The sequence below is a fragment of the Cobetia sp. AM6 genome (assembly GCF_009617955.1).
Taxonomy (GTDB): Bacteria; Pseudomonadota; Gammaproteobacteria; order Pseudomonadales; family Halomonadaceae; genus Cobetia; species Cobetia amphilecti.
This window is the reverse complement of the sequence record NZ_AP021868.1, coordinates 933,789-957,659: the sequence shown is the minus strand read 5'-3', so window position 1 is coordinate 957,659 and position 23,871 is coordinate 933,789. Positions and strand designations below refer to the sequence as shown.

The following is a 23,871-nucleotide window of genomic DNA, read 5'->3' as shown; positions in this document are numbered from 1 at the left end:
CGTGGCCACCGACACGCCCGCCCGCCCGCGCTTAAGCCCTCAGTCCAGCGCCAGCTTCACGCATCTGGAGGACCTGCTCACTCAGCGTGAGCGGGTCGGCCGCTATCGCCGGCGCCTGACGCTGGATTCGCCACAGGGCCCCCACGTCAGCCTCGCCGGGCAGGCAGCCGATGCAGAGGCGCGCCCGCTGCTCAACTTCACCGCCAACGACTATCTGGGGCTGGCCAACCACCCGGCGCTGGTCGAGGCCGGCTGTCGCGCGGCGCGTGAATTCGGTGTCGGCAGCGGCAGCGCTCACCTGGTCAATGGCCACCAGCGCGCTCACCACCAGCTGGAGGCTCGCCTGGCCGAGCTGACCGGGCGGCCACGCGCGTTGCTGTTCTCCACCGGCTTCATGGCCAATCTGGGCGTGATCGATGCGCTGGCGAGCGCCTCGCGCGAGGCCGGTCGCAGCCTCGAGATCTTCCATGATCGCCTCAATCACGCCAGCCTCCTCGATGGCGCGCGCCTGGCGTCCTCCGGCACCACTGCCGTGCGCTCGCGTCGCTTCCACCATCGCGATCTTGAAGACCTCGAGCGCCAGCTGGCGCGCTCCCGGGCCGACGACAAGCTGGTGATCAGCGATGGCGTGTTCAGCATGGATGGCGACTGCGCCGATATCGCGGGCCTGAGCCAGGCCTGCGCCCGGCATGGCGCCTGGCTGATGATCGATGATGCCCATGGGCTGGGCGTGCTGGGCGAGCATGGCGAAGGCCTGGTCGGGCGCGATACCCCGCTGGCTGACGTGCCGGTATTGGTCGGCACCCTGGGCAAGGCGCTCGGCAGCAGCGGCGCCTTCGTCGCCGGCAGCGATGCGCTGATCGAGAGTCTGATCCAGCTGGCACGCCCCTACATCTACACCACCGCGCAACCACCGCATGTCGCCGCCGCTACCCTGGCGGCGCTGGAGATCGTCGCGCGCGAGCCGCAGCGTCGTGAGCAGTTGCAGGCCCGCGTGCAGCAGTTCCGTGATGGCTGTGCCCATCTGCTGGCGGGCAGTGGGCTCGCGCTTGGGCTGACGCCAGCCGACACGAACATTTCACCCTCTGCCCCGCTGACCCCGATTCAGCCGTTGATTCTGGGCAGCGAAGCGCGGGCATTGGCCTGGAGCGCGGCACTGCGCGAACGTGGCGTACTGGTCTCGGCCATCCGCCCGCCCACGGTGCCCGCCGGCAGCTCGCGCCTGCGCTTCACCTTCTCCGCCGAGCACACGACCGAGGATATCGCGGCACTGCTCGACGCTCTCGAAGCGGTACTGGCAGCGGAAAAGGCCCAGCCCCGCTCGGCTTCCCCAACCATCAGCCCAGAAGGAGTCACGCCATGACGCTGACTCGTCTGGTGCTGTTCAGCGGCTGGGGCATCGATGCGCGCATCTGGCAGCCCTTGATCACCTGCCTGCATGCACGCCTCGCTAACGTCACTGAGACAGATGAGCAGGCAGATAAGCAGGCAGCTGACGAGGCAAAGAGTCGCCCGCTGGAGATCATCGCGCCGGATTGGCCAGAAGAAGGCCCGCAGGACGATTCACGGGCAAGCTCAGAACCGACTGCCTTGCAAGCCTCGCTGGGCGGCGCCGATACCCTGTGGCTGGGCTGGTCGCTGGGTGCCCTGCGGGCCGAGGCGCTGGCGAAGAAGCAGGCGCCGGCCGCCCTTGTCTCGCTGGCCATGGGGCCAAGCTTCATCGACCAGGCCGCAGTTGAGCAGATGATTCCCGCCCTGGCACCAGAAGTGCTGGACGACTTCCGCACAGCCTTCGCTCGCAATCCCACCGCCAGCTGGCAACACTTTCTGCGCTGGCAGGCCAGTGGTGAGGCCTCTGCGCGTGATTGCCTCAGGCAATTGCGCGAACTGATCGGTCGCCACCCCGTCAGTCGCGAAGCGGTGCTGGCGGCAGGACTGGCGGAACTGGCCAGCCGCCAGATGTCGCTGGCACCTCAATCAGAGTTACCGCTCGAGTTCTGGCTCGGCAAGCAGGACCCGCTACTGGCGCCGGGCCTGAGTGCGGCGCTGCGCGCACAGGGCCAGGTGGTCGCGGAATTCGAGGGCGGCCACTGCCTGCCATTGAGCGCGACCGAGGCGCTTGCCGATGCCCTGCTCGCGCGCATGGGCCTCGCCACCCACGTCACGCGCATCAGCGAGGAGGCCTGAGATGTCGATTGCCGTCAGCATGTCGCCTGCAGAGCTTGCAACGCCCCCGTTCACGCCTGCCACGAGCCGCCAGCAGATTGCCCGCGCCTTTGATCGCGGCGCTGCCGACTACCTCACGCTGGCGCAGGCGCAGCACGCCATGGCGGCCTCCCTGTTCGCCTCGCTCCCTGAGCGGCTGCCGGCCGATGCCCGTGTGCTCGATCTCGGTTGTGGGCCCGGACATTGGACCCTCCAACTGGCGCAGCGCTACTCTGGGGCTTGCTGCATGGGGCTGGATCTCTCGCTTGAGATGCTGCGTGAAGCCGCACGCCAGACGAGCGAGCTTGCGAGTGGCAGCCCTGAACGCCTGCACTGGCTACGCGCCGATGCCGAGCGCCTGCCACTGGCCGATGCGAGTCTGGACCTGGTGTTCTCGAGCCTGGCCGTGCAATGGTGCGATAGCCCTCGGCAATGGCTCGCGGAACTGTCACGCACCTTGAAACCCGGCGCTCGAGCGCACATCAACACCCTGGGGCCCGGCACCCTCAAGGAAGTACGCCATGCCTGGCAGCGCGCGGATGATTCCGTGCGTCACTTCCCCAGCGCCGCCCATCTTGCACGCCATGCAGAAGCCGCCGGATTGCGCTGCCACTGGCAGTTACGCCCGCGGATATTTCACTATCCCGATGTCGCCGCGGTCATGGCCTCGATCAAGGGCATCGGGGCACAGACCGCCACTGGCCGGCGCCTGACACGCGCCGAGGTGCAGCAGGCCAAGGCGCGGCATGAAACGTTGCGTACCGCAAAGGGATTGCCTGTAAGCTATCAAGTCATTGAACTTGTGCTCGAAAAACCGTTCAGAATTGCGTACGAATAACACTGATACTTTGCTTGAAGACAATTACCTGCCTCGCTCGGATACAATGAAAACTGATATGAAAACCGCGGACAGCTCGTCACGGGACACTGCTTTGCCTGCGAGAGCCGAACATGGCATCGCCGCCTTCGTGACCGGTACCGATACCGAAATCGGCAAGACCTTCATCGCCAGCGCCCTGCTGGCACGTGCTCGCCTGCGCGGCTTGACCACGCTGGGCCTCAAGCCCGTGGCCTCTGACTGCTTCGAGAATCACGATGGTCTGGTCAACGCCGACGCCCTGTCATTGCAGGCGCAGTGCGAACCGGAAGCGGATTACGAAAGCATCAACCCCTGGCGCTTCGCGCCGGCCATCGCGCCGCACATTGCCGCGCGTCAGGTGGGCGTCAATCTCGAGGTGGCGAAGATCGCGGCGCATGTGCGGGGCCAGCGGACGAGTGCACCGCGCGACCTGCTGCTGGTGGAAGGCGCTGGCGGCTGGCGGGTACCGCTGAATGACGATGAGGATTTCTCGGACCTGGCCATCGAGCTGGGCTTGTCGGTGATTCTGGTCGTCGGGCTACGCCTGGGCTGCATCAATCATGCGCGCCTGACGCTTGAGGCCATCGAGCGCGATGGGCTGGAGATCGCCGGCTACGTCATCAACCATCTGGAAGCGGATATCGAGGTCAGCGAAGACAACATGGCGACGTTGTCACGCACGCTGCGAGCCCCCTGCCTGGGCGTCGTACCGTGGATGTGCGATGAAGATCTTTCCAATACACGCCACGCCGCCGAGCGCGCCGCCAGCTATCTGCAACTGCCCTGCGGGCTGGAATCACGTAGCGTGCATGTCGTACAGGAGTGAGGCGCTGAAGGCGCAGCACAAGGCGGGAAAATTCAGGGGATAATCGATACAAGCGATTGACTTGAAAGGCATCACAGGTAAAATGCAGCCCTGCTTCTCGCGGAAGTGGTGGAATTGGTAGACACGCCAGATTTAGGTTCTGGTGCCGCAAGGTGTGGGGGTTCGAGTCCCCCCTTCCGCACCATCAGCAAGCCTTTGCTGATGCTCCCCAGCTGCCTCGCGCAGTCAGCAAGTCCTCTCGCTTTTGTCTGTCGTGCATGCGTCGTGTCATCTGATGCCTTCTGCACCAATCGTCGTCGGTGCCTTTCCGTCGGTTGCTATACTCGTTTCACGCCCTCTCTCTGCGTTACTCTGCTTTGCAAACAACCTGCTCTACGCTCTCCTGCTCTGCGTTCCTCTGCTTTGCGACCCTCGGTCGATCTGCGGTGCGGCATTCGCGCGTCTGGACGAACCTCAGCGTCGTCTTAGGCTGTCCTGCAGATTGGCCAGGCTGACACGCGCCTGATCCAGCAACAGCTGGCGCTCTTCACGGTCATGATGCGCGGCATGCGCCGCGGCGAGCTGCAGATTCACGTATTCGACCCCGCTGGTGAAGCGATAGAACTCGCGACGCGAGGCCACCTGGCGAAAGGCGTCGAGCAGCGAGGGATCAAGCGCCAGCCGCTCACCACGCGCAACGTCTGACTCCGCCTCCACCAATGCCGATAGCAGTGGTTGCACGGCCTGATTCCATTCCTCTCTGCGCGGCCGCCAGCGACCGAGCCAGAAGCCGATGAAACCGCCGATGCCAAGGCCGCCCAGCCCCCATAACCATTCCCACTGCATGCTGGTGCCTCATTGCGTCAGATCGAATCCCGAGGGTCATTGCCTCATCTTGGCGCAGTATACCCAACAATGAGCGCTCTCATGCTCAACGCCCGACATATTTAATAAAATACTAATAAACAAGACATTTGCGCTCATTGCGCACGGGCGCCCAGCACGATGATGGCGCTGCCCGCCAGGCAGACCAGTGTCCCCAGCAGGTCCCAGCGACTGGGCAACTGCTGCTCGACCAGCCACAGCCAGGCCACTGACGCGGCGATATAGACACCGCCATAGACGGCAAAGGCGCGCCCGGCGTGACTGACGTCGACCAGTGAAAGCAGCCAGGCGAACAGCGCCAGGCTGAGCATGCCGGGAATCAGCCAGCCGGGGCTACGCTCCAGTCTCCACCAGGCCCAGAAACTGAAGCAGCCGGCGATCTCGGCGAGCGCCGCCAGCGGATATATCCAGAGAATCGACATCGATGAGTCTCGCGTGAGGTTGGCAGCCCTGGGTGACAGCGCCATGAAAGTTGTCTGCATCAGACGACTCCCGCACCCCGTCAAAAGCCGCTAGGATTAATTAGCGGACAATCCATGGACAATCACGGCCGATGGATCCCCTGTCCGTCTCTCCGTATTGACCAAGCCAGGATTGGCGCCGTCTTGCTGCGCATGATATCGCGCAGTGACTCGATAACAAGGAACCCCACGATGACTCGGCAACGACTGATCATCAACCGCCTGGACGCTGACCGCCTCCAGCGCCTGATCGACGCTCAGCAACACGATGATGAGCTGTCGCTTCGCCTCGAAAGCCGCCTGATCCAGGCAGAGATCGTGCCCCCCGATGACTTCCCCGAAGACCGCGTCAGCATGCGCAGTCGCCTGCGCCTCAAGGGGTCGCGCTCCGGCGATAGCGAGCTGACACTGCACTACCCTACCCCGGAGGATGGTGAGTGCATGTCGCTGCGCAGCCACCTGCCGCAACCCGAAGAGCAAGAGACCTCACTGGCGCTGTGCATCATGTCACCACTGGGCATCGCGCTGCTGGGAATGGCGGTTGGCGAGCAGATCACGCTGCCCCGGGAAGATGGCCAGAGTGACGTCATCCGCCTGGAAGCCATCCTGCATCAGCCGGAAGCCTGCGGTCAGTTCCATCTCTGAAGGGCCAGGGCCACTTGATTCACGCCTGAAAAGCGCCGGGTTCGTCAGTCAGCCCTGTGCTGACACAGGCTGGCAGCGCGGCAATACGCTACGCTGACAGGAGCCAGCAGGGTTGCCGGACCCTGCTGGCTCACGCCATTGCTCCTTGACATAACACGCCATCGATCCCGCTGCGCACCTGCGCATGCGGGCATTTTCAATGTCTGTCTGGAGAATGCCTCATGGGTATATTATCGCACCCTCATGTCAAGACAGCCGCTCACCGGCGCCTGCATGAAGCTCTCGAGCACTACGCGGCCAGTCATCAACATCGTGAGAACATCCGCATGCATCTTGTCTGCGTGCCTATCATCTTCACTGCCAGCTTGATCCTGCTGTGGAGACTGCTCGGAGGGCAGGGGCTATCGAGTGAACCGGGGCTAGGTGTGTGGATGCTGCCCGGTGGCGTGGTCACCCTGGCGGTCCTGGCCGTCTATGCGCGCTTCTCCCTCAGGGTACTTGGCGTGATGGCCGTCTGGGCCCTGGCAAGCCTGGCGCTGATGTTCGTGATGCTCGGGCTCAACTGGCCGGTGACACCGATGATGCTGGCGGCCTTCGTGGTCGCCTGGGTCGGTCAGGTCGTCGGCCATCGTATCGAGGGCCGCAAACCGGCCTTCCTCGATGATCTGCGTCAGCTGCTGATCGGACCGCTGTTCGTGCTGGTCGAGCTGTTCCCCGCCATGCGTGACTGGTTGCTGAAGCAGGATGAGCCGACCGAGCGGTCATGAGCGTCCAGAGGGCATGCAGCTTGCCGACACGCCCCGATGGACAGGGATTCCGACAACACAAAAAAGCCCAGCGACCTGACACGGTCGCTGGGCTTTTCATTGGACTCTACTGACGGTCACGGTGCCTTGTGGCTTGCGTCATTGCTCCGGCGCGAAATCCTCGAGGCTGAAGGCCATCAATGGCGCGGCGCCAGCGCTGATCTGGGCCTCAATGGCGACGGCGCGCGGCAGCACGCGTGCCACGAAGTACTCCCCGAGTGCCAGCTTGCGGCGATAGAAGCCCTCACCGCTGACACCTGCTTGCGCCAGTCCACGCGCCGCAGCACGCGCCATGCGCAGCCACAGATAGCTGTAGACACACAGCCCTGCCAGGTAGAGATAGTCACAGGCCGCTGCGCCCAGCTCTTCCGGGTTGTCATCGGCGCGGGCCAGCAACTGTTCCGACACTCGCTCCAGGCGCGCAAGCTCCGTCTTGCAGGCCTCGGCGAACGGGCGGGTCTGGGCGTCATCGGCCTGACGCTCAAGCTCGGCTCGCACCAGGGCGGCAAAGCTCGCCACATGGGCGCCACGGTTGCGGTAGAGCTTGCGCCCGACCAGATCCATCGCCTGAATGCCGTTGGTGCCTTCGTAGATCATCGCGATGCGTGCATCGCGCACGTACTGCTCGGCGCCCCACTCCACGCAGTAGCCATTGCCACCATAGAGCTGCTGCGCCATGACGGTGGCATCGAAACCACGGTCGGTCAGCAGCGCCTTGGCGATCGGCGTCATGAATTGCACCAGCGCATCCGCGTCGGCCTTCACCGCGTCATCGGCGTGATATTTGACGCGGTCCAGCTGCTGGCCCACGAAGACGGCAAAGGCGCGCCCGGTCTCGTTCCAGACGCGCACCTCAAGCGCCATGCGGCGCACGTCAGGATGCACCAGAATCGGGTCGGCCGGCTTGCCAGGCGCCTTGGCGCCTGTCGGTGCCCGGCTCTGCAGACGCTCGGCGGCGAAGTCCATCGCGCTCTGATAGGCCACCTCGCCCAACCCCAGCCCCTGCAGACCGATGGAGAGACGCTCGTAGTTCATCATGGTGAACATCGCCGCCAGCCCCTGATGCGGCTCGCCGATCAGCACGCCTTCGGCACCGTCGAAGTTCATCACGCAGGTCGCGCTGCCCTTGATGCCCATCTTGTGTTCGATGGAGCCACAGCTGACCGCATTCGGTGTCGCCAGCTGGCCATCGGCATCAAGCAGGTGCTTGGAGACCAGAAACAGCGAGATGCCACGCGTGCCCGGCGGCGCATCCGGCAGCTTGGCGAGCACCAGATGCACGATGTTGTCGACCATGTCGTGCTCACCGCCGGTGATCCAGATCTTGGTGCCGGTGAGGCGATAGCGCGGTAGCCCCAGCAGCGGGTCATCGCCCTCGATGGGTTCGGCACGGGTGCGGATCAGGCCAAGATCCGTGCCACAATGCGGTTCGGTCAGACACATGGTCCCCAGCCAGTCGCCGGCATACATGCGCGGCAGAAACACCTGCTTGACGGACTCCTGCGCGTGACTGTCCACCGCCAGACAGGCACCGGCATTCAGCGCCGGATAGAGCGCGAAGCTGGTATTGGTGGCGTACAGCATCTCTTCAAACGCCACGGTGAGCATCTTGGGCATGCCCTGACCACCGTATTCAGGGTTGCCGCCCAGCCCCATCCAGCCGCCTTCGGCGAGCACCCGATAGGCCTCCTTGAAGCCCTTGGGTGTCGTGACGTGGCCATTCTCGAAACGCGCTCCCTCGGCGTCACCACTCAGGTTGAGCGGCAGCAGCTCGGCCTGGGTCACGCGCGCACCTTCCTCGAGAATCGCCTCGGCCAGCTCGACATTCACCTCTTCGGTGGCCGCCATGCCCGCCCATTCCTGCTCGGCGGCGAACACCTCGTCGAGAATGAAGCGTGCATCCTTGAGTGGCGCCTGATACTTGGCCATATCACTGTCCTCACTGACTCATGTGCTAAGGGCTTTCGCGAAAGACTTGCCTCTCACCCCGTGATGAACGACGGGCTTCGCTCAGCAGGATTCAAACGATTGCTTGAAACAATAGGCGCAATCAGATGCCACGTCATCTCGACCTTGGCCCAAGAGCCACCCAGCCATGCGCCAGCACGATGATCAGGCCCGCGATAACCAGTCCGACAACGCAAGACGCCGCCCCGGGGTTACCGAGGCGGCGTCTTGTCACTGCTCATGTCGCTGCTTTCAGCGCTTTCGCTACGGTCGCTCTAGACCGATACCACATTGGCCAGCGGCGTCGGGTGCTTGCCATCTTCCCACCCCAGGCTGCTGTTGGCATTCGGCGAGAACCACTTGAGCGAATCGTGCAGCTTGACCACATCCCCGACGATGATCAGCGTCGGCGGCTTGAGGCCCTGACCGGCGATCTGCGCCGGCATGTCGGCCAGCGTTGCCACATGCACACGCTGACGCGCGGTGGTGCCCTGCTCGACCAGCGCGATCGGCGTGGACGCCGCCAGACCATTGGCGATCAACTTCTCGCAGATCAGACCCAGGCTGCCGAGCCCCATATAGAAGACCAGCGTCTGGGCCGGACGCGCCAACGCCTCCCAATCCAGGTCACAGCTGCCATCCTTCAAGTGGCCGGTGACGAAGCGTACCGACTGGGCGTGGTCGCGATGGGTCAGCGGGATACCCGCGTAAGCCGCGCAACCGGAAGCCGCCGTGATGCCCGGCACGACCTCGAAGCTGATGCTGGCGCCGGCCAAGGTCTCGAGCTCTTCCCCGCCGCGCCCGAAGATGAAGGCGTCACCACCCTTCAAGCGCACCACGCGATGCCCGGCGCGCGCGTAATCCACCAGTGCCTGATTGATGCCTTCCTGGGGCACGCTGTGATCGCTACGCGCCTTGCCTACATACAGGCGACGTGCCTCCGGATTGGCCAGCGCCAGAATCTCGTGACTGACTAGGCGATCATGAATGATGACATCGGCCTGCTGCAGATGGCGCAGCGCCTTGAGCGTCAGCAGCTCCGGATCACCCGGCCCCGCGCTGACCAACGCCACCTGGCCCTGCGTGCCCGTGAAGCGGTCCTCCTCCTTCACGGGCAACACCGCCTCGCCGGCCACCAGGCGTGGCGGCAGACGCACGCTGGAGTCCCGGGGGTGGCTCGGCGCGAACACCATCACGTGCTGCTCGCGCGCATGACGCAGGATGCCGCGATCGCGCCCTTCGCTGCCGGTGGCGACCAGCCATAGCTGGCCGGGGGCCGGCACGGGCAACAGGGTATCGGCAACCTCCCAACCTTCACGCCCACACAGGGTCTCCAGCATCGGCATGCGGGCATCGCCGTAGACACACAGGTCTGCACCGAGGCCGGCGAAACGCTCGGCCAGCGCGACAGCCTCCTGGCCGCCACCGATCAGGCACAGCTGGAGTCGTGAGGGATCACAGGAGAGATTGAGAAATTCCATGGGGCACATCCACAAACGCGGCGAGGCTGGGGAGCAGCCTTCGATGGGTCGCATTTTAGAGCATAAGAACCACTCTCTAAAATAACCAATAAGAATAACAACCCTGGCGCTACGTTGTAGTCGCGCAGAGGGAATAACGAGTGGTGCGATCGGGCAAGGCCTCTGTCTTCGCGATAAACGAAGGCCCCCGCTTCCATGGGAAAGCGGGGGCCTTGACTACGCGAATCCACTACGGCGATTCACGCACCTCAGACGTTGATGGTTTCCACTCCGCCCATGTAGCCACGCAGCGCCTGCGGCACAGTGATGGAGCCATCGGCGTTCTGATGGTTTTCCAGCACGGCGACCAGGCAGCGGCCCACGGCCAGACCGGACCCATTCAGGGTATGCACCAGCTGCGGCTTCTTCTGGCCTTCGACACGCACACGCGCCTGCATGCGGCGCGCCTGGAAGTCACGGCAGTTGGAGATGGAGGAGATCTCGCGGTAGGTCGCCTGGCTCGGCAGCCAGACTTCCAGGTCATAGGTCTTGGCGGCGGCAAAGCCCATGTCGCCGGTGCACAGGGTCACGGCACGGTACGGCAGTTCCAGCGCCTGCAGGATGGCTTCGGCGTGGCCGCGCATCTCTTCGAGGGCTTCGTCGCTCTTCTCCGCCGCGACGACCTGCACCATCTCGACCTTGTCGAACTGGTGCTGGCGAATCATGCCGCGGGTATCACGGCCATAGGCACCGGCTTCACTGCGGAAGCACGGGGTATGGGCGGTGAACTTGAGCGGCAGACTGCCGGCGTCGATGATCTCGTCACGCACCATGTTGGTCAGCGGCACTTCGGCGGTCGGGATCAGGAAGAAGTCACGATCGTCGTTGAGCTTGAACAGGTCTTCCTCGAACTTGGGCAGCTGGCTGGTACCCATCAGGGAATCGCGGTTGACGATATAGGGTACGTAATATTCTTCGTAGCCATGCTCCAGCGTCTGCTTGTCGAGCATGAACTGCACCAGCGCACGATGCAGACGCGCGATGGAGCCATGCATCACGGCGAAGCGTGAACCGGTGATCTTGACCGCCAGTTCGAAGTCCAGCTGGCCCTTGAGCTCACCAAGGTCGACGTGGTCGCGCACGTCGAAATCGAATTCACGCGGCGTGCCCCAGCGGTGCAGCTCGACGTTATCGCTTTCGTCAGCGCCTTCCGGCACTTCGGCGTCCGGCAGGTTCGGCAGGCTGGCCGCCATGGCGTCGGCCTTGGCCTGCAGCTCATTGAGCTCGGACTTGGCGGCGTCGAGACGCTCGCCCAGATCACTGACTTCTGCCAGCAGCGGCGCGATGTCTTCGCCGCGTGCCTTGGCATTACCGATGGACTTGGAGCGGGTGTTGCGCTCGTTCTGCAGGGATTCCGTCTCGACCTGCAGGTCACGGCGGCGCGCTTCCAGCGCGGCAAAGGCTTCGGTATCCAGCTGATAGCCACGACGTGCGAGGCGCTCGGCAGTCGCTTCAAGATCAGCGCGCAGAAGTTTCGGGTCCAGCATGTGGGAAGGCTCTCTCGTCGGATCACTCAGGCCGCATCGCGGCGCGGAAAGGTTATGCGCACTAGTCTACCTCAGCCATGCCCTGCTTCGCAGCCGCCCAGGCGACAGGAGGGCGCGCCCGGGCGCGAGAATCACAGCAGGACGCGTGCGATCTTCATGCCCAGCGCGACCATGCCCAGACACGCCACCACACTGACGGCGACATAGACCAGCCCCGCCAGCATGCGTCCGCTCATCATCAGATTGAGCGCCTCGAGGGCAAAGGTGGAAAAGGTGGTGAAGGCGCCGGTGAAGCCGGCCACCATGATCGCCTGCCAGACGGGGGCCAGCTTGAGCTCCTGGGTCACCCAGATGAACAGGAACCCCATCAGGCAGCTGCCGATCAGATTGACGCCGAGGGTCCCCCACGGGAAACCGCGCCCGGCGGCGCCGACGATCCAGCCACTGACAAGATACCGTCCCAGCGCCCCGATGGCGCCGCCCGCTGCTACTGCCAACCAGGTTCCCATGTGCCTTGTATGCCCCGTGCTCGATTCAATGCGAGTGAGTGCTGGGCAACGCCATGGATCGGCCGCCAGCCACTCTGGCACCCGAGGGTGCCGCCTAGCGCCCCATTGTAGGAAAATCGCCAGCCACGGGGAATCCACGACTCACGAAAGGCAGGTTGAACAAAGCACGACACCCGCGATGCGCCTCCTGACCAACGGGCATCGCGGGTGTCTGAGGGTGGCTGAGAGCGGAAGGCATCAGGCGGCAAAGCGTCTCATTCACTGCCGGGGGACGCACTGCCCTGCTCGATCTCCGCGCGCAGTTGCTCCAGCACATGCTGCCATTGGCGGTGTGCGCCCTCCTTGCCCCCCAGCTGCTCCAGACCGCGTGCCGTCCAGGTGCCGGGGGTGCCGATACGCGAGGCAAGCTCGCCGGGCGGGGTATCGGGGTGGGCTTCCATCAAGGCCAGCGCATCGCGCAACTGCGCCATCAGCAACAGGCGCGCCTGAGGGCCGCTCATGCCGGGCACCGTCTGGAACCAGTCGAGCAACGCCTGCTGTTGCGCCATCTGCCAGGCATTCACGCAGACCGCCAGCATGCTGGCCTCGAAGGCCGCTTCATCATCGAAGGCGATGATCTGCCGGACCGCCGGCCCGAGCAGGTCGCGCGTCAGCGGGTCTTCCGGATAGAGCGTGAGGGCGCTCTGCCCTTCACAGACTGCCAGCCCCGTCATCACCCGCACCACTCGCGCCGGCGCGAACCAGCGCTGCAGCTGCTGCAGTGGCACCCCGGCCGCCAGCACCATCAGGTGATGATCCTTGCTCAGTGCGTGGCTTTCACGCAGTTCACTTGCCAGTGCCTCGAGCTGCTCTGGTCGCACCCCGACCAGCAGGCACAGGCTCGATTCACACACCGCGACATTGCTTACGTGGCGGATGGCACCGAAACGCCAGCCCAGACGGTGACTGCGCACGTCGTTGCGCGGCGAGAGGTGAAATTCCAGATCATGCCGCGAGCGGCCTTCGCGCTGACAACCGCGCGCCAACGCGACCAGCAATGACTCCGCCAACTCCCCCACCCCCAGCACTCCCAATCGCGTGGGCGGCTGGCGAGACTCGCGATGACAGGTGGAGGTCGAGGAATAGGTGGACGATGCCATGAGCTAACTCCTGATGACTCAGCGGAAGAGGGAAGACAGCTTCGAGGGAAGAAACGGAGGGGATACGCCATAACGGCCTGCCTTGCGATGGCTGACGGTACCACTGAAGCGGCGACTGACGCCTGACAATCGCTCGCAGCATGTGCACATCATCCCCCTTGTTGCTTGCATTCGGGCGCACACGCCTTGATTTGATGACTCCTCACAGCGTAGTCATTCCTCACTCCTTTCACCTGAATTCCCGTCTCGCGAGTGACGCAATGCCGCGCTGGGCTGGGGCCACACGCCCAGCTCAGGTAAGCTTAGGCCCATTGGCCCTGGATGCCTGCCTGACGCGACTCACTTCCCGAGCGAGATCATGACCGAACGCCTGCTGGATATGCCCGCCCCCGTCGATTCCCTCTATCTGGACTTCCTGGCCGCCCTGCGAGATGCAGGCTTTGCCGGTGACATCAGTCCGGACTACGCCAACCGCACCGTGTTGTCGACCGACAACTCGCTCTATCAGGTGCTGCCTCAGGCCGTGGTCTACCCGCGCCATGCCGAGGATGTCCAGCGCATCGCGCGCCTCTCCCACGAGCCACGCTTTTCGGGCGTCACCCTGGCGCCACGCGGCGGCGGTACCGGCACCAATGGCCAGTCGCTCAATGACGGCGTGCTGGTGGATGTCTCGCGGCACATGAACCGCATTCTCGAGATCGATGTCGAGAACCGTCGCGTGCGCGTCGAGGCCGGTGTGGTGAAGGACCAGCTGAATGCCGCGCTCAAGCCGCATGGCCTGTTCTTCGCCCCGGAGCTCTCGACCTCCAACCGCGCCACCATTGGCGGCATGATCAATACCGATGCCTCCGGCCAGGGCAGCTGCGAATACGGCAAGACGCGTGACCACGTGCTGGCGCTCGACAGCGTCCTGCTCGACGGGACACGACTGTCGAGCCATGCCATCGATGATGCCGAGCTCGAGACACTGTGCGCACGTGATGACCGCGTCGGTGAGGTCTACCGCACCGCACGCGCGATCGCCGATGAGCGCGCCGAGGAAATCGCCGACATCTTCCCGCCGCTCAACCGCTGCCTGACCGGCTACGACCTCGCCCACCTGCGCGAGGCCGATGGGAGTTTCAACCTCAACAGCCTGCTGTGCGGCGCCGAGGGCACGCTGGGCTTCGTGGTCGAGGCCGAGCTGAATGCGCTGCCCATCGCGCCCTGCTCGACGCTGATCAACCTGCGCTACGCAAGCTTCATGGACGCACTGCGCGACGCCAAGGCACTGATGGCGGTCGAGGGCAATCGCCCGACCTCCATCGAGACGGTGGATGACACCGTGCTCAACCTCGCCATGCAGGACTTCGTGTGGGATAGCGTCGAGGAATTCTTCCCGGCCAGCGCCGAAGGCACCCCGGCCATCGGCGGCATCAACCTGATCGAATTCAATGCCGACAGCGAAGAGGTGCTGGATGCCAAGGTCCGCGCCTTCAGCGAGCACCTGGCCAGCGATACCAGCGTCGAGCGTCTCGGCTTCACCGAAGCACGTGGTCGCGCGCAGATCGGTCGTGTCTATGGCATGCGCAAGCGCTCGGTGGGCCTGCTGGGCAATGTCGACGGCGAAGCCCGCCCGCTGCCCTTCGTCGAGGACACCGCCGTCCCGCCGGAGCATCTGGCCGATTACATCGCCGAATTCCGCGCCGCGCTGGATGCCCGTGGCCTGCGCTATGGCATGTTCGGGCATGTCGATGCCGGCGTGCTGCACGTGCGCCCGGCGCTGGACATGAAGGACCCCGCCCAGCAGGCGATGATCCGCGAGATCTCCGATGAGGTCGCCGCCCTCACCCACAAGTACGGTGGCCTGCTGTGGGGCGAGCACGGCAAGGGCGTGCGCTCCGAGTACTCGCCACGCTTCTTCGGCAGCCTCTACGGCGCGCTGCAGGACGTGAAGGCGGCCTTTGACCCGCACAACCAGCTCAATCCGGGCAAGATCGCCTCCCCGCGCCTGTCAGTGGCGCTGGTCGACGACGCTGGCACGCGTGACGCTGGCGCCAGCGAAGGGAGCAGCGAAGGGAGCAGCGAAAGCGACAAGCGTGATCACGCTGACAGCGCCGTCGAGGCCTTCGACCCCCGCTTGATGCGTATCGATGACGTGACCATGCGCGGCGATCTCGACCGTCAGATCGATGAGCGCGTGTGGCAGGAATACGCCAGCGCCGTCTACTGCAACGGCAATGGCGCCTGCTACAACTACGACCCCAACGACGCCATGTGCCCATCGTGGAAGGCGACCCGCCAGCGCATCCACTCGCCCAAGGGACGTGCCAGCCTGATGCGTGAGTGGCTGCGCCTGGAAGGCAACGCCGGACGCGACGTGATCGCCGAGGCCCAGGCCGCGCGCACCCCGGGCCTCAAGGGCACCGGCATGTGGCTGGCGCGTCTGCCGGCGCGCCTCAGCGCCTCGCTCAAGGCGCGGCGTGGTAGCACCTCGCAGGCTGAGGGTCAATCTGACGCCAACTTCGACCAGCAGGTCTACGACGCCATGTCCGGTTGCCTGGCGTGCAAGTCCTGCGCGGGCCAGTGCCCGATCAAGGTCAACGTGCCCGATTTCCGCAGCCGCTTCCTTGAGGTCTATCACCATCGTTATCAGCGTCCGCTGCGCGATTACCTGATCGGCAGCCTCGAATTCGTGCTGCCGTGGGCCGAGCGCGTCACACCGCTCTATAACGGCCTATTGACCAACAAGCTGGTCAGTCGCTTGCTGGAAGGCCCGATCGGCATGGTCGATGCGCCGCGCCTGTCACGCGCCAGCCTGCGCAGACAGCTCAAGAGCTGGGGCGTGTCCGAGGCGACGCCGACCCAGCTGGGCCGTCTGACCGAATCCCAGAAGGCCAGAAGCGTGATCCTGGTGCAGGACGCCTTCACCAGTCACTTCGAGGCCCAGCTGGTGATCGACATCATCGAGCTGCTGTCGCGACTCGACATCCATGTCTTCGTCGCGCCCTTTGCCCCCAACGGCAAGCCGCTGCAGGTGCAGGGCTTCACCGGCGCCTTCCAGCGTACCGCGCGTGCCCAGGCCGAGCGCCTCAAGGCGATCGCCGACTTCGGCGTGCCGCTGGTCGGCATCGACCCGGCGATGACCCTGACCTATCGTCAGGAGTACGTGAAGACCCTCGGCCCGGACGCGGTGCCCGATGTCCTGCTGCTGCAGGAATGGCTGATCAGCCTGCGCAAGCTGCTGCCGGTCGGCGTCACCAAGACGGTACTGGGCAAGATGGACCCGGGCATGAAGCTTCTGAGCCACTGTACCGAGAGTACCAATGCCCCGGGCTCGGCCAAGGCCTGGCAGCAGGTCTACTCCGCCTTCGGCCTCAAGCTCGAGACCATCGCCACCGGCTGCTGCGGCATGTCCGGTACCTACGGCCACGAAGCGCGCAATCTCGAGACCTCGCGTGCCATCTATGACCTGTCGTGGAAGGCCGTGGTCGAAGACGACGCCAATCAGGGCAAGCTGGTCGCCAGTGGCTATTCGTGCCGCAGTCAGAGCAAGCGTTTCTCCGGCAGCCAGTTGCCGCATCCGCTGCAGGCATTGCTGCCGCTGCTGCGTCGCGCCCAATGAGTGATCGCATCTGTCCGACGCCATCACGTGGGCACGACAGAGAAAGGAAATGAGGAGAGCGCGATAAGGCAACGCGACGTTGCATACCACGGAATCAATCGCTAGGCTGCGCCCTTTCGGCCTGCCGCGCGGCAGCTGAGTGGCGCCTGCCCCCTGCTTCAAGCCTGTACAGACCAGCAGGGGCAAGGGCCACTGACAGACGGCTGAGACACAACGAAACGATGAGCGGTGACCGCAACAGTGGCACCGCTCATTTTCGCTGACTCCAAGGAAGACACCCGATGACCGAACCTGCTCTGGCCCTGACCCTGATCGGTCTGATGGCCCTCGGCTGCCAGTGGCTGGCCTGGCGCATGCGTCTGCCCGCCATCCTGCCGCTGTTGATCGTCGGCATCCTCGCCGGCCCCGTCACGGGCTGGCTGAAGCCGGATGAGCTGCTCGGCGATCTCTTGTTCCCGCTGGTCTCGCTGGCGGTGGCGGTCATCCTGTTCGAGGGCAGCCTGACGCTGGACTTCAAGGACCTGCGCGGCCATGGCCATATCGTCAGGCGGCTGGTCACCACCGGCGTGGTGATCACCGGCGTGATCGGCACCGTGGCCGCCCACTATCTGCTCGACATGCGCTGGGAGATGGCCGCCGTGCTCGGCGCCCTGCTGGTGGTGACAGGTCCGACGGTGGTGATGCCATTGCTGCAGACGCTGCGCGCGCGCGGCAACCTGACCCAGATCCTGCGTTGGGAAGGCATCATGATCGACCCGGTCGGCGCGCTGCTGGCGGTACTGGTCTATGAGTACGTCGCGCTCGGCATGACCGGCAATGCGGCCTCGCACACCCTGTTGCTGTTCGCCCAGACGGTGGGCCTCGGGCTCGGCATGGGGGCACTGGGTGGCTGGTGCTGGGGGCTGGTGCTGCGTCATTTCTGGCTGCCGCAGAAGCTGCACAACTTCGGCACCCTGATGGTGATGCTGGGGCTGTTCGCCATCTCCAATACCCTGTTCCATGAATCCGGCCTGCTGACCGTCACCGTGATGGGCGTGTGGCTGGCCAACATGCGCGGCGTGCCGACCCAGCAGATCATCGAGTTCAAGGAGACCCTGACGGTTCTGCTGATCTCGGGACTGTTCCTGCTGCTGGCGGGGCGCCTGACCGTCGAGCAGCTGTCCCTGCTGTCGTGGCCGGCGTGGATCTTCCTGGCGGTGTTGATGTGGGTCGCACGTCCTCTGACGGTCTGGCTGTGCACCCTGGGCAGCGGGCTGACGCTGCGCGAGAAGGCCCTGCTGGCCTGGCTTTCACCGCGTGGCATCGTCGCGGCAGCAGTCGCCTCGCTGTTTGCCCTCAAGCTCGAGTCCCAGGGCATCGAAGGCGCCGAGATGCTGGTGCCGATGACCTTCCTGGTCATCATTGGCACCGTGGTGGTCCAGAGTCTGCTGTCGCGTCCCATCGTCAAGGTGCTGGGCGTCGGCGAACCGCCGCCCTCGGGGTTCCTGATCCTGGGCGCCAACTCGGTGTCGCGCCAGGTCGCCCGTGAACTGGTCGATGCCGGCTTCTCGGTGCGCCTGACCGATACCAACTGGGACGCCGTGCAGGAAGCGCGCATGGCGGGCCTGCCGGTCTACTACGGCAATCCGCTGTCTGAACATGCCGCCCAGCATCTCGAGCTGACCGGCATCGGCCACCTGATGCCGCTGTCGCCCTATCGCGAACTCAATAGCCTGGCCGCGCTGCACTTCGAGCACATCCTGGGTCATGGGCGTGTCTTCCGGCTCGCCGAGGACAACGGCAAGAACGCCAAGCGCCAGCAGGACCAGGCGCTGGGGCATCTGCCGCTGCTGTTCGATGGCAAGATCACCTATGCCAAGCTAGCGAGCCTGCTCTCTCAGGGCGCGCAGTTCCGGCGTGCGCGCATCACCGAGAGCTTCAGCCTCGAGGATTACCGCAAGATTCATGAAGAGCGCCTGCTGCCGCTGTTCTGCATCAGCAGTCAGGGCCGCATCCGGATCGCCAACACGGCCGTGGCGCTGGAGCCCAAGGCCGGCGAGACGCTGATCAGCCTGATCCATGCCGACTCGCCGGAGCTGAACAAGTCTTCCCAGCCCAGGACCGACAAGGCCGAAGCTCCCCAGGCCGACAAGGGCGCGGGCAGCAAGTCATCACAGACGCCGCCGGGTTCGGGGTCAGGCCCCCTGCCGGCCAGTCGACTGCCGGGTGCCGGCACCTGACAGCGGGCAGACTCAGCATCACATCGGAACATCACGACGGAAGGCACGAGGCTCGCCCATGGCGGGCCTCGTGCGTATTGACGCAGGCACGCCTCGCGCGATTCACAAAAAATGCGTCAAACGTTAGTGGCAGACTCCGACAGAGGGCAAAAATACTGGTAGAGTACGCGCCAGTTTTGGCCATACCGTCCTGTGGCCAGCGCTATTGCCTTGTCCTCAACGTAACACCTACGCATTCAGGAGCTGCTTGATGCAGATCGTCATGGGCCTGGTGGGCGTCTTCGCCCTGCTGGGGATTGCCTTCCTTCTCTCTGAAAACCGACGCGCCATCAGCCTGCGCACCGTACTGGGTGCCTTTGCCATCCAGGCGATGCTGGGCATCTTCGTGCTCTACGTGCCTGCCGGCAAGAGCATGCTGCTTGGGCTCAGCGAAGGTGTACAGGCCGTAATGTCCAGTGCCAACGTCGGCATGGACTTCCTGTTCGGCGGCCTGGTCAGCGACAAGATGTTCGAAGTCTTCGGCGGCGGCGGCTTCGTGTTCGCGCTGCGCGTACTGCCGATCATCGTGTTCTTCTCGTCACTGATCGCGGTGCTCTATCACCTGCGCGTGATGAACGTCGTGATCAGCGTGCTCGGCGGCGGCCTGTCGAAGGTGCTCGGCACCAGCCGTCCGGAGTCCCTGTCCGCGGCCGCCAACATCTTCGTCGGCCAGACCGAAGCCCCGCTGGTCGTGCGCCCGTTCATCGCCGGCATGACCCGCTCGGAGCTGTTCGCCGTGATGACCGGTGGCCTGGCCTCGGTGGCCGGTTCCGTACTGGTGGGCTATGCCTCGCTGGGCATCGACCTCAAGTACCTGCTGGCAGCCTCCTTCATGGCGGCGCCGGGTGGCCTGCTGATGGCCAAGATGCTGATCCCGGAGACCGAGACCAAGACCCAGAGCGTCGAAGAAGCGCTGGGCAAGGACATTGATCGCCCGACCAACGTCATCGATGCCGCCGCCTCCGGCGCGGCCTCTGGCGTGCAGCTGGCGATCAATGTCGGCGGCATGCTGCTGGCCTTCATCGCGTTGATCGCATTGGGCAACATCATCGTCGGCTGGGTCAGCGGCCTGTTCGGCTATGAAGACATCACGCTGCAGCTGCTGCTGGGCTATGCCTTCGCCCCGGTGGCCTGGGTCATCGGCGTGCCGTGGCACGAAGCCATCCAGGCGGGTAGCTTCATCGGTCAGAAGCTGGTGCTCAACGAGTTCGTCGCCTTCGCCGATCTCGCGAGTCATCAGATCAAGCTGTCCGAGCACTCTGAAGCCATCATCATCTTCGCACTGTGCGGCTTCGCCAACCTGTCCTCCGTCGCCATCCTGATGGGGGGCCTGGGGCTGATGGCACCGAACCGTCGCGGTGATATCGCGCAGATGGGCATGAAGGCGATTCTCGCCGGCACGCTCTCCAACCTGATGTCAGCGAGTCTCGCCGGTCTGTTCCTGTCTCTCTAGAGACGCTCGCTTGTGAGCCAGTCTCCAGAGAGCTGGCTTCTGTAGCACGAGCTTCCATGGAGCAGACACCGCCATCTGGCCAGACCGTCATCTCGACAACGCCCGCCCCGTGCGGGCGTTGTCGTATCCGGCACAACCGAAGACTTGTCCTCTGACTTCTCCCCCTGAATGACCGCACCTGAGCGGCCTTGGGTGGCAGCCAGCGCAACGCCGGTTTGCCGATTGACTCCCTCCCCCCCGCCCCAGACAATGGTTCACGTTGAAGCCAGGGTGTTCGGGAAACGGGTGAAAACCCCGTACTGCCCCCGCAACGGTGATCGCAACGCTCATGCAGGTCGACCACGATCGACAAGATCGACACGGCCAGCCACTGCCTCCGGGAGGTCCTGTCATTCAGGCCTCCCCCAAGGGAAGGAGGTGGGAAGGCGCATGAGGGGGTGAGACTCCTGCCATTGGAGTCCACCAGGCGTCAGTCCGGAGACCGGCCCTCGCTTCCACACTGGTTGATGCGGAGGGCCTCACCAGTGGCAAGTCTCCCGCGATGGCCTGCTTGATCAGGGCGCGCGCGGGGGACGTGTGCTCGCACACCCTGTCACGCTGTCCTCCTCATTGCGTCTGACGCTTGAGGATCATTCATGAAACACAACAACACTCGTGGTCGCGCATCTGCGCAGGCCAGCTTCACCCTCGTCGGTAGCCTGCTGCTGCTGACCCCGCCCGCCGTCGCTGCTGATGCGCTGACCACCGATTCATCCGAGGACCTGGACACCGTCCAGGTCACCGCCAATCGCATTCCGCAGCTGCAGAATGATGTGCTGGCGAGCACCGACGTCATAACGCGTGACGAGATCGATCGCCTGCAGGCCAATTCGCTGGTCGATCTGCTGCAATCACGCAATGGCATCGAGGTCGCCCGCAGCGGCCCGATGGGCAGCCAGACCAGCCTCTTCATGCGCGGTACCGAGTCCGACCACACCTTGATTCTGGTCAATGGTCAGCGCGTCGCCAACAGTGCCGATGGCCTGGCGCGTTTCGAATTTTTGCCACTCGCCGCCGTCGAGCGTGTCGAGATCGTGCGTGGCCCGCGCGCCAGCGTCTACGGCGCCGATGCCATCGGCGGTGTGATCAACCTGATCACGCGTGGCGCCAGCGAAGTCGGTCAGCATGCAGAAGTCACCCTGCGTGCCGGCAGCGACGGCACCTTCCGCCAGAACGCCCAGTTCAGCTCGGTGGAAGACGACACACGCCTATCGGCCAATCTCCATCATGATGAGAGCGATGGCTTCTCGGCCCGCGATACCGGCAGTGAAGATGATGGCTACGAGGCCACGGGCGCCGAACTACGCCTTGGCCACGACTTCGGTCAGCAGGCCACGCTCAGCCTCGGCGTCGCCAACACCGAGACCGATTACGACTATGACGACTGCTACGACAGCAGCTCCAGTGCCTCGGAAGACTGCCACGGCGAAGGCAGCCAGATGGTATTGGATGCCAGCCTGCTGACGCACCTGAACCCGAACTGGGACATGACGGTCAGCGTGGCGCGCACGCGGGATGAGTACGAGAACACCCAAGCCGGCAGCGATGCCGGGCGTGTCGCCAGTACTCGCAACGAGGTCGGCCTGCGCCACGACTTCTACACCGACCTCGGCACGCTCAGTCTGGGGGTGGACCATCGCGAGGAAAGCCTGGATGCCGAGGGCTACAGCGTCGATAGCCGCTATGCCACCGGCGTCTACGGCAGCTGGCATCTTCAGCAACAGCGTCACCACGTCACGACCAGCCTGCGTTATGACGACGACAATCGTTATGGCCATCAGATGACGGGCGGCTCCAGCTACGCCTATGACCTGACGGCCGCGCAACAGCTCGGTGCCAGCTATTCCAGCGCATTCAAGGCACCGAACCTGATCGACCTCTACAACCCGTATGGCTCCGGCAATCCGGACCTCGATGCCGAGACCTCCACCACGGCCGAGCTATTCTGGCGCCTGCAGCGACACCACTGGCATCTGGGCCTCAATGCCTTCCAGACCGATATCGACAATCTGATCAGCTACGAAGGAGTCGACTTCTCACCGATCAATATCGATCGCTCGCGCATCCGTGGCGTCGAGCTGAGCAGTGGCTGGCAAGGCGAGGCTCTGAGCGTGAACCTTGCCATGACCTGGCAGGACCCGGAGGACCGCGATACCGGTGAGAAATTGAAGCGCCGCGCCCAGCGCTTTGCGCGTCTGGACGCCGATTACGCACTCGACGACTGGAGCTTCGGTGCCACGCTGCGTGGCAGCGCCAGCCGCAGCGATACTGACGCAGACACCTACACCGACACGCGCACTGCCGGCTATGGCGTAGTCGATCTGCGCACCAGCTGGCAGGTGATGCCGAACGTCAAGTTGAGCGCCAAGCTGGATAACGTCTTCGATCGCGAATACCAACTGGTCAATGGCTACAACACCCAGGGCCGTTATGTGGAAGGCGGTGTCACCTTCTTCTTCTGACGGCTTTCCCGAGGGTGCCTCTTTTGAAGAGCCTCGGGCGACAACCAGCCACACATACCACAGCACCGATCACAGCACCGCCCCCGGGACGGTGCTGTGCCTTTGACTCACGGAGCATACGCATGACGGACCGCAATACCCGCCACAAGGCCGCGATGGAAAAGCTCAAGTCACATGTCGATGACAAGGTGGCGCAGGCCAATGAGGAGCGCGGCCAGCTGCTGGTGTTCACCGGCAATGGCAAGGGCAAGACGACCGCCGCCTGGGGCACCATCACCCGCGCGCTGGGCTATGGCTACAAGGTCGGTGTCATCCAGTTCATCAAGGGGCTGTGGGAATGCGGCGAGCGCGAACGGCTCGCCGAGGATGCCAATCTCGAAGTGCATGCCATGACCACCGGCTTCACCTGGGACACCCAGAATCGTGAGGCCGATACCGCCGCCTGTCAGGCCGTGTGGCAGCAAGCGCAGCGCCTGATGCGCGATGACAGCGTCTATCTTGTGGTGCTCGACGAGCTGACCTACATGGTCAAGTTCGGCTATCTGCCGCTGGAGGAGGTGATGACAGCACTCGAGAATCGCCCTGCGGAGCAGACCGTCATCATCACCGGGCGCAATGCCAATCGTGAAATCGTCGCCTGTGCCGATACCGTCACCGAGATGACCGAGATTCGCCACGGCTTCAATCATGGCCTCAAGGCGCGGCGCGGCATCGATTTCTGAGCGTGCTGCTCGAAGCCGCCCTGACTCCACCGCCCTCGCCCTCAGTTCGACGCGCCTACTCTGAC

Annotated in this window: 18 protein-coding genes, 1 tRNA gene and 1 riboswitch; of the genes, 12 read left to right on the top strand and 7 right to left on the bottom strand. The window is 64.3% G+C overall.

Annotated features, from left to right (window positions below):
- The first annotated feature begins 1 nt into the window (after position 1).
- The 5 genes from CLAM6_RS04090 (at position 2) to CLAM6_RS04070 (ending at position 4,074) form a co-directional block, all read left to right on the top strand.
- Entirely contained in the window at positions 2 to 1,363 is a 1,362-nt protein-coding gene (locus tag CLAM6_RS04090; protein ID WP_242007740.1) for an aminotransferase class I/II-fold pyridoxal phosphate-dependent enzyme, read from the top strand.
- The gene (locus tag CLAM6_RS04085; RefSeq protein ID WP_153635218.1) at positions 1,360 to 2,187 is read left to right on the top strand and encodes an alpha/beta fold hydrolase; all 828 of its coding nucleotides are present in this window, start codon (positions 1,360 to 1,362) and stop codon (positions 2,185 to 2,187) included. The genes CLAM6_RS04090 and CLAM6_RS04085 overlap by 4 nt, the downstream gene beginning before the upstream one ends.
- 1 nt (position 2,188) lies before the next feature.
- On the top strand, positions 2,189 to 3,043 hold the full coding sequence (locus CLAM6_RS04080; protein WP_242007739.1) for a methyltransferase domain-containing protein: 855 nt from the start codon (positions 2,189 to 2,191) through the stop codon (positions 3,041 to 3,043).
- A 94-nt stretch (positions 3,044 to 3,137) separates the two neighbouring features.
- A complete protein-coding gene (gene bioD / locus CLAM6_RS04075; protein ID WP_242007738.1) occupies positions 3,138 to 3,890 on the top strand; it encodes a dethiobiotin synthase in 753 nt (250 codons plus the stop codon).
- Positions 3,891 to 3,989: 99 nt separating this feature from the next.
- Positions 3,990 to 4,074, top strand: a tRNA-Leu gene (locus tag CLAM6_RS04070).
- 269 nt (positions 4,075 to 4,343) lie between these two features.
- Here CLAM6_RS04070 and CLAM6_RS04065 read toward each other — a convergent pair.
- On the bottom strand, positions 4,344 to 4,715 hold the full coding sequence (locus CLAM6_RS04065) for a hypothetical protein (RefSeq protein WP_153635216.1): 372 nt from the start codon (positions 4,713 to 4,715) through the stop codon (positions 4,344 to 4,346).
- A gap of 134 nt (positions 4,716 to 4,849) precedes the next feature.
- Entirely contained in the window at positions 4,850 to 5,236 is a 387-nt protein-coding gene (locus tag CLAM6_RS04060; RefSeq protein WP_347237572.1) for a YnfA family protein, read from the bottom strand.
- Positions 5,237 to 5,407: 171 nt separating this feature from the next.
- On the opposite strand from CLAM6_RS04060, the gene CLAM6_RS04055 reads away from it, so the two are divergent.
- Together CLAM6_RS04055 and CLAM6_RS04050 are read left to right on the top strand one after the other, a co-directional pair.
- The gene (locus CLAM6_RS04055) at positions 5,408 to 5,860 is read left to right on the top strand and encodes a nucleoside diphosphate kinase regulator (protein ID WP_153635215.1); all 453 of its coding nucleotides are present in this window, start codon (positions 5,408 to 5,410) and stop codon (positions 5,858 to 5,860) included.
- A gap of 221 nt (positions 5,861 to 6,081) precedes the next feature.
- Positions 6,082 to 6,627 (top strand): Mpo1 family 2-hydroxy fatty acid dioxygenase, encoded by a 546-nt coding sequence (locus tag CLAM6_RS04050; RefSeq protein WP_153635214.1) that lies wholly within the window; start codon positions 6,082 to 6,084, stop codon positions 6,625 to 6,627.
- Positions 6,628 to 6,765: 138 nt separating this feature from the next.
- On the opposite strand, the gene CLAM6_RS04045 is transcribed toward CLAM6_RS04050, so the two are convergent.
- The 5 genes from CLAM6_RS04045 to CLAM6_RS04025 all read right to left on the bottom strand — a co-directional run bounded on the left by CLAM6_RS04045 (position 6,766) and on the right by CLAM6_RS04025 (position 13,268).
- Positions 6,766 to 8,595, bottom strand: a complete 1,830-nt coding sequence (locus CLAM6_RS04045; RefSeq protein ID WP_153635213.1) for an acyl-CoA dehydrogenase C-terminal domain-containing protein — start codon at positions 8,593 to 8,595, stop codon at positions 6,766 to 6,768.
- A 293-nt stretch (positions 8,596 to 8,888) separates the two neighbouring features.
- Positions 8,889 to 10,094 (bottom strand): uroporphyrinogen-III C-methyltransferase, encoded by a 1,206-nt coding sequence (gene cobA / locus CLAM6_RS04040; protein WP_347237571.1) that lies wholly within the window; start codon positions 10,092 to 10,094, stop codon positions 8,889 to 8,891.
- A 248-nt stretch (positions 10,095 to 10,342) separates the two neighbouring features.
- Positions 10,343 to 11,620, bottom strand: coding sequence for a serine--tRNA ligase (serS, locus tag CLAM6_RS04035; protein WP_043332430.1), 1,278 nt, complete (start codon positions 11,618 to 11,620; stop codon positions 10,343 to 10,345).
- Between the two features lie 131 nt (positions 11,621 to 11,751).
- Complete coding sequence (crcB, locus tag CLAM6_RS04030) at positions 11,752 to 12,117, bottom strand: fluoride efflux transporter CrcB (RefSeq protein WP_197738705.1); 366 nt, start codon at positions 12,115 to 12,117, stop codon at positions 11,752 to 11,754.
- A gap of 266 nt (positions 12,118 to 12,383) precedes the next feature.
- Positions 12,384 to 13,268, bottom strand: a complete 885-nt coding sequence (locus CLAM6_RS04025) for a hypothetical protein (RefSeq protein ID WP_131431404.1) — start codon at positions 13,266 to 13,268, stop codon at positions 12,384 to 12,386.
- 358 nt (positions 13,269 to 13,626) lie between these two features.
- Here CLAM6_RS04025 and CLAM6_RS04020 point away from each other — a divergent pair, with 358 nt between their 5' ends.
- The 5 genes from CLAM6_RS04020 to cobO all read left to right on the top strand — a co-directional run bounded on the left by CLAM6_RS04020 (position 13,627) and on the right by cobO (position 23,806).
- On the top strand, positions 13,627 to 16,872 hold the full coding sequence (locus CLAM6_RS04020; protein ID WP_153635211.1) for an FAD-binding and (Fe-S)-binding domain-containing protein: 3,246 nt from the start codon (positions 13,627 to 13,629) through the stop codon (positions 16,870 to 16,872).
- A gap of 281 nt (positions 16,873 to 17,153) precedes the next feature.
- Complete coding sequence (locus CLAM6_RS04015) at positions 17,154 to 19,091, top strand: cation:proton antiporter (RefSeq protein ID WP_082388126.1); 1,938 nt, start codon at positions 17,154 to 17,156, stop codon at positions 19,089 to 19,091.
- 250 nt (positions 19,092 to 19,341) lie between these two features.
- Positions 19,342 to 20,583, top strand: a complete 1,242-nt coding sequence (locus tag CLAM6_RS04010; RefSeq protein WP_043332439.1) for a NupC/NupG family nucleoside CNT transporter — start codon at positions 19,342 to 19,344, stop codon at positions 20,581 to 20,583.
- Positions 20,584 to 20,834: 251 nt separating this feature from the next.
- Positions 20,835 to 21,087, top strand: a riboswitch (cobalamin riboswitch).
- A 131-nt stretch (positions 21,088 to 21,218) separates the two neighbouring features.
- Positions 21,219 to 23,084 (top strand): TonB-dependent receptor domain-containing protein, encoded by a 1,866-nt coding sequence (locus CLAM6_RS04005; RefSeq protein WP_153635210.1) that lies wholly within the window; start codon positions 21,219 to 21,221, stop codon positions 23,082 to 23,084.
- Positions 23,085 to 23,206: 122 nt separating this feature from the next.
- Complete coding sequence (gene cobO, locus CLAM6_RS04000; RefSeq protein WP_153635209.1) at positions 23,207 to 23,806, top strand: cob(I)yrinic acid a,c-diamide adenosyltransferase; 600 nt, start codon at positions 23,207 to 23,209, stop codon at positions 23,804 to 23,806.
- The last annotated feature ends 65 nt before the right edge of the window (positions 23,807 to 23,871 follow it).

What these genes read in the sequence shown, in the direction of transcription:
- CLAM6_RS04085 (WP_153635218.1), top strand. Translation starts at nt 1,360, where the DNA reads ATGACGCTGACTCGTCTGGTGCTGTTCAGCGGCTGGGGCATCGATGCG.
- CLAM6_RS04080 (WP_242007739.1), top strand. Translation starts at nt 2,189, where the DNA reads ATGTCGATTGCCGTCAGCATGTCGCCTGCAGAGCTTGCAACGCCCCCG.
- CLAM6_RS04065 (WP_153635216.1), bottom strand. Translation starts at nt 4,715, where the DNA reads ATGCAGTGGGAATGGTTATGGGGGCTGGGCGGCCTTGGCATCGGCGGT.
- CLAM6_RS04060 (WP_347237572.1), bottom strand. Translation starts at nt 5,236, where the DNA reads ATGCAGACAACTTTCATGGCGCTGTCACCCAGGGCTGCCAACCTCACG.
- CLAM6_RS04055 (WP_153635215.1), top strand. Translation starts at nt 5,408, where the DNA reads ATGACTCGGCAACGACTGATCATCAACCGCCTGGACGCTGACCGCCTC.
- CLAM6_RS04050 (WP_153635214.1), top strand. Translation starts at nt 6,082, where the DNA reads ATGGGTATATTATCGCACCCTCATGTCAAGACAGCCGCTCACCGGCGC.
- CLAM6_RS04045 (WP_153635213.1), bottom strand. Translation starts at nt 8,595, where the DNA reads ATGGCCAAGTATCAGGCGCCACTCAAGGATGCACGCTTCATTCTCGAC.
- cobA (WP_347237571.1), bottom strand. Translation starts at nt 10,094, where the DNA reads ATGGAATTTCTCAATCTCTCCTGTGATCCCTCACGACTCCAGCTGTGC.
- serS (WP_043332430.1), bottom strand. Translation starts at nt 11,620, where the DNA reads ATGCTGGACCCGAAACTTCTGCGCGCTGATCTTGAAGCGACTGCCGAG.
- CLAM6_RS04025 (WP_131431404.1), bottom strand. Translation starts at nt 13,268, where the DNA reads ATGGCATCGTCCACCTATTCCTCGACCTCCACCTGTCATCGCGAGTCT.
- CLAM6_RS04020 (WP_153635211.1), top strand. Translation starts at nt 13,627, where the DNA reads ATGACCGAACGCCTGCTGGATATGCCCGCCCCCGTCGATTCCCTCTAT.
- CLAM6_RS04015 (WP_082388126.1), top strand. Translation starts at nt 17,154, where the DNA reads ATGACCGAACCTGCTCTGGCCCTGACCCTGATCGGTCTGATGGCCCTC.
- CLAM6_RS04010 (WP_043332439.1), top strand. Translation starts at nt 19,342, where the DNA reads ATGCAGATCGTCATGGGCCTGGTGGGCGTCTTCGCCCTGCTGGGGATT.
- CLAM6_RS04005 (WP_153635210.1), top strand. Translation starts at nt 21,219, where the DNA reads ATGAAACACAACAACACTCGTGGTCGCGCATCTGCGCAGGCCAGCTTC.
- cobO (WP_153635209.1), top strand. Translation starts at nt 23,207, where the DNA reads ATGACGGACCGCAATACCCGCCACAAGGCCGCGATGGAAAAGCTCAAG.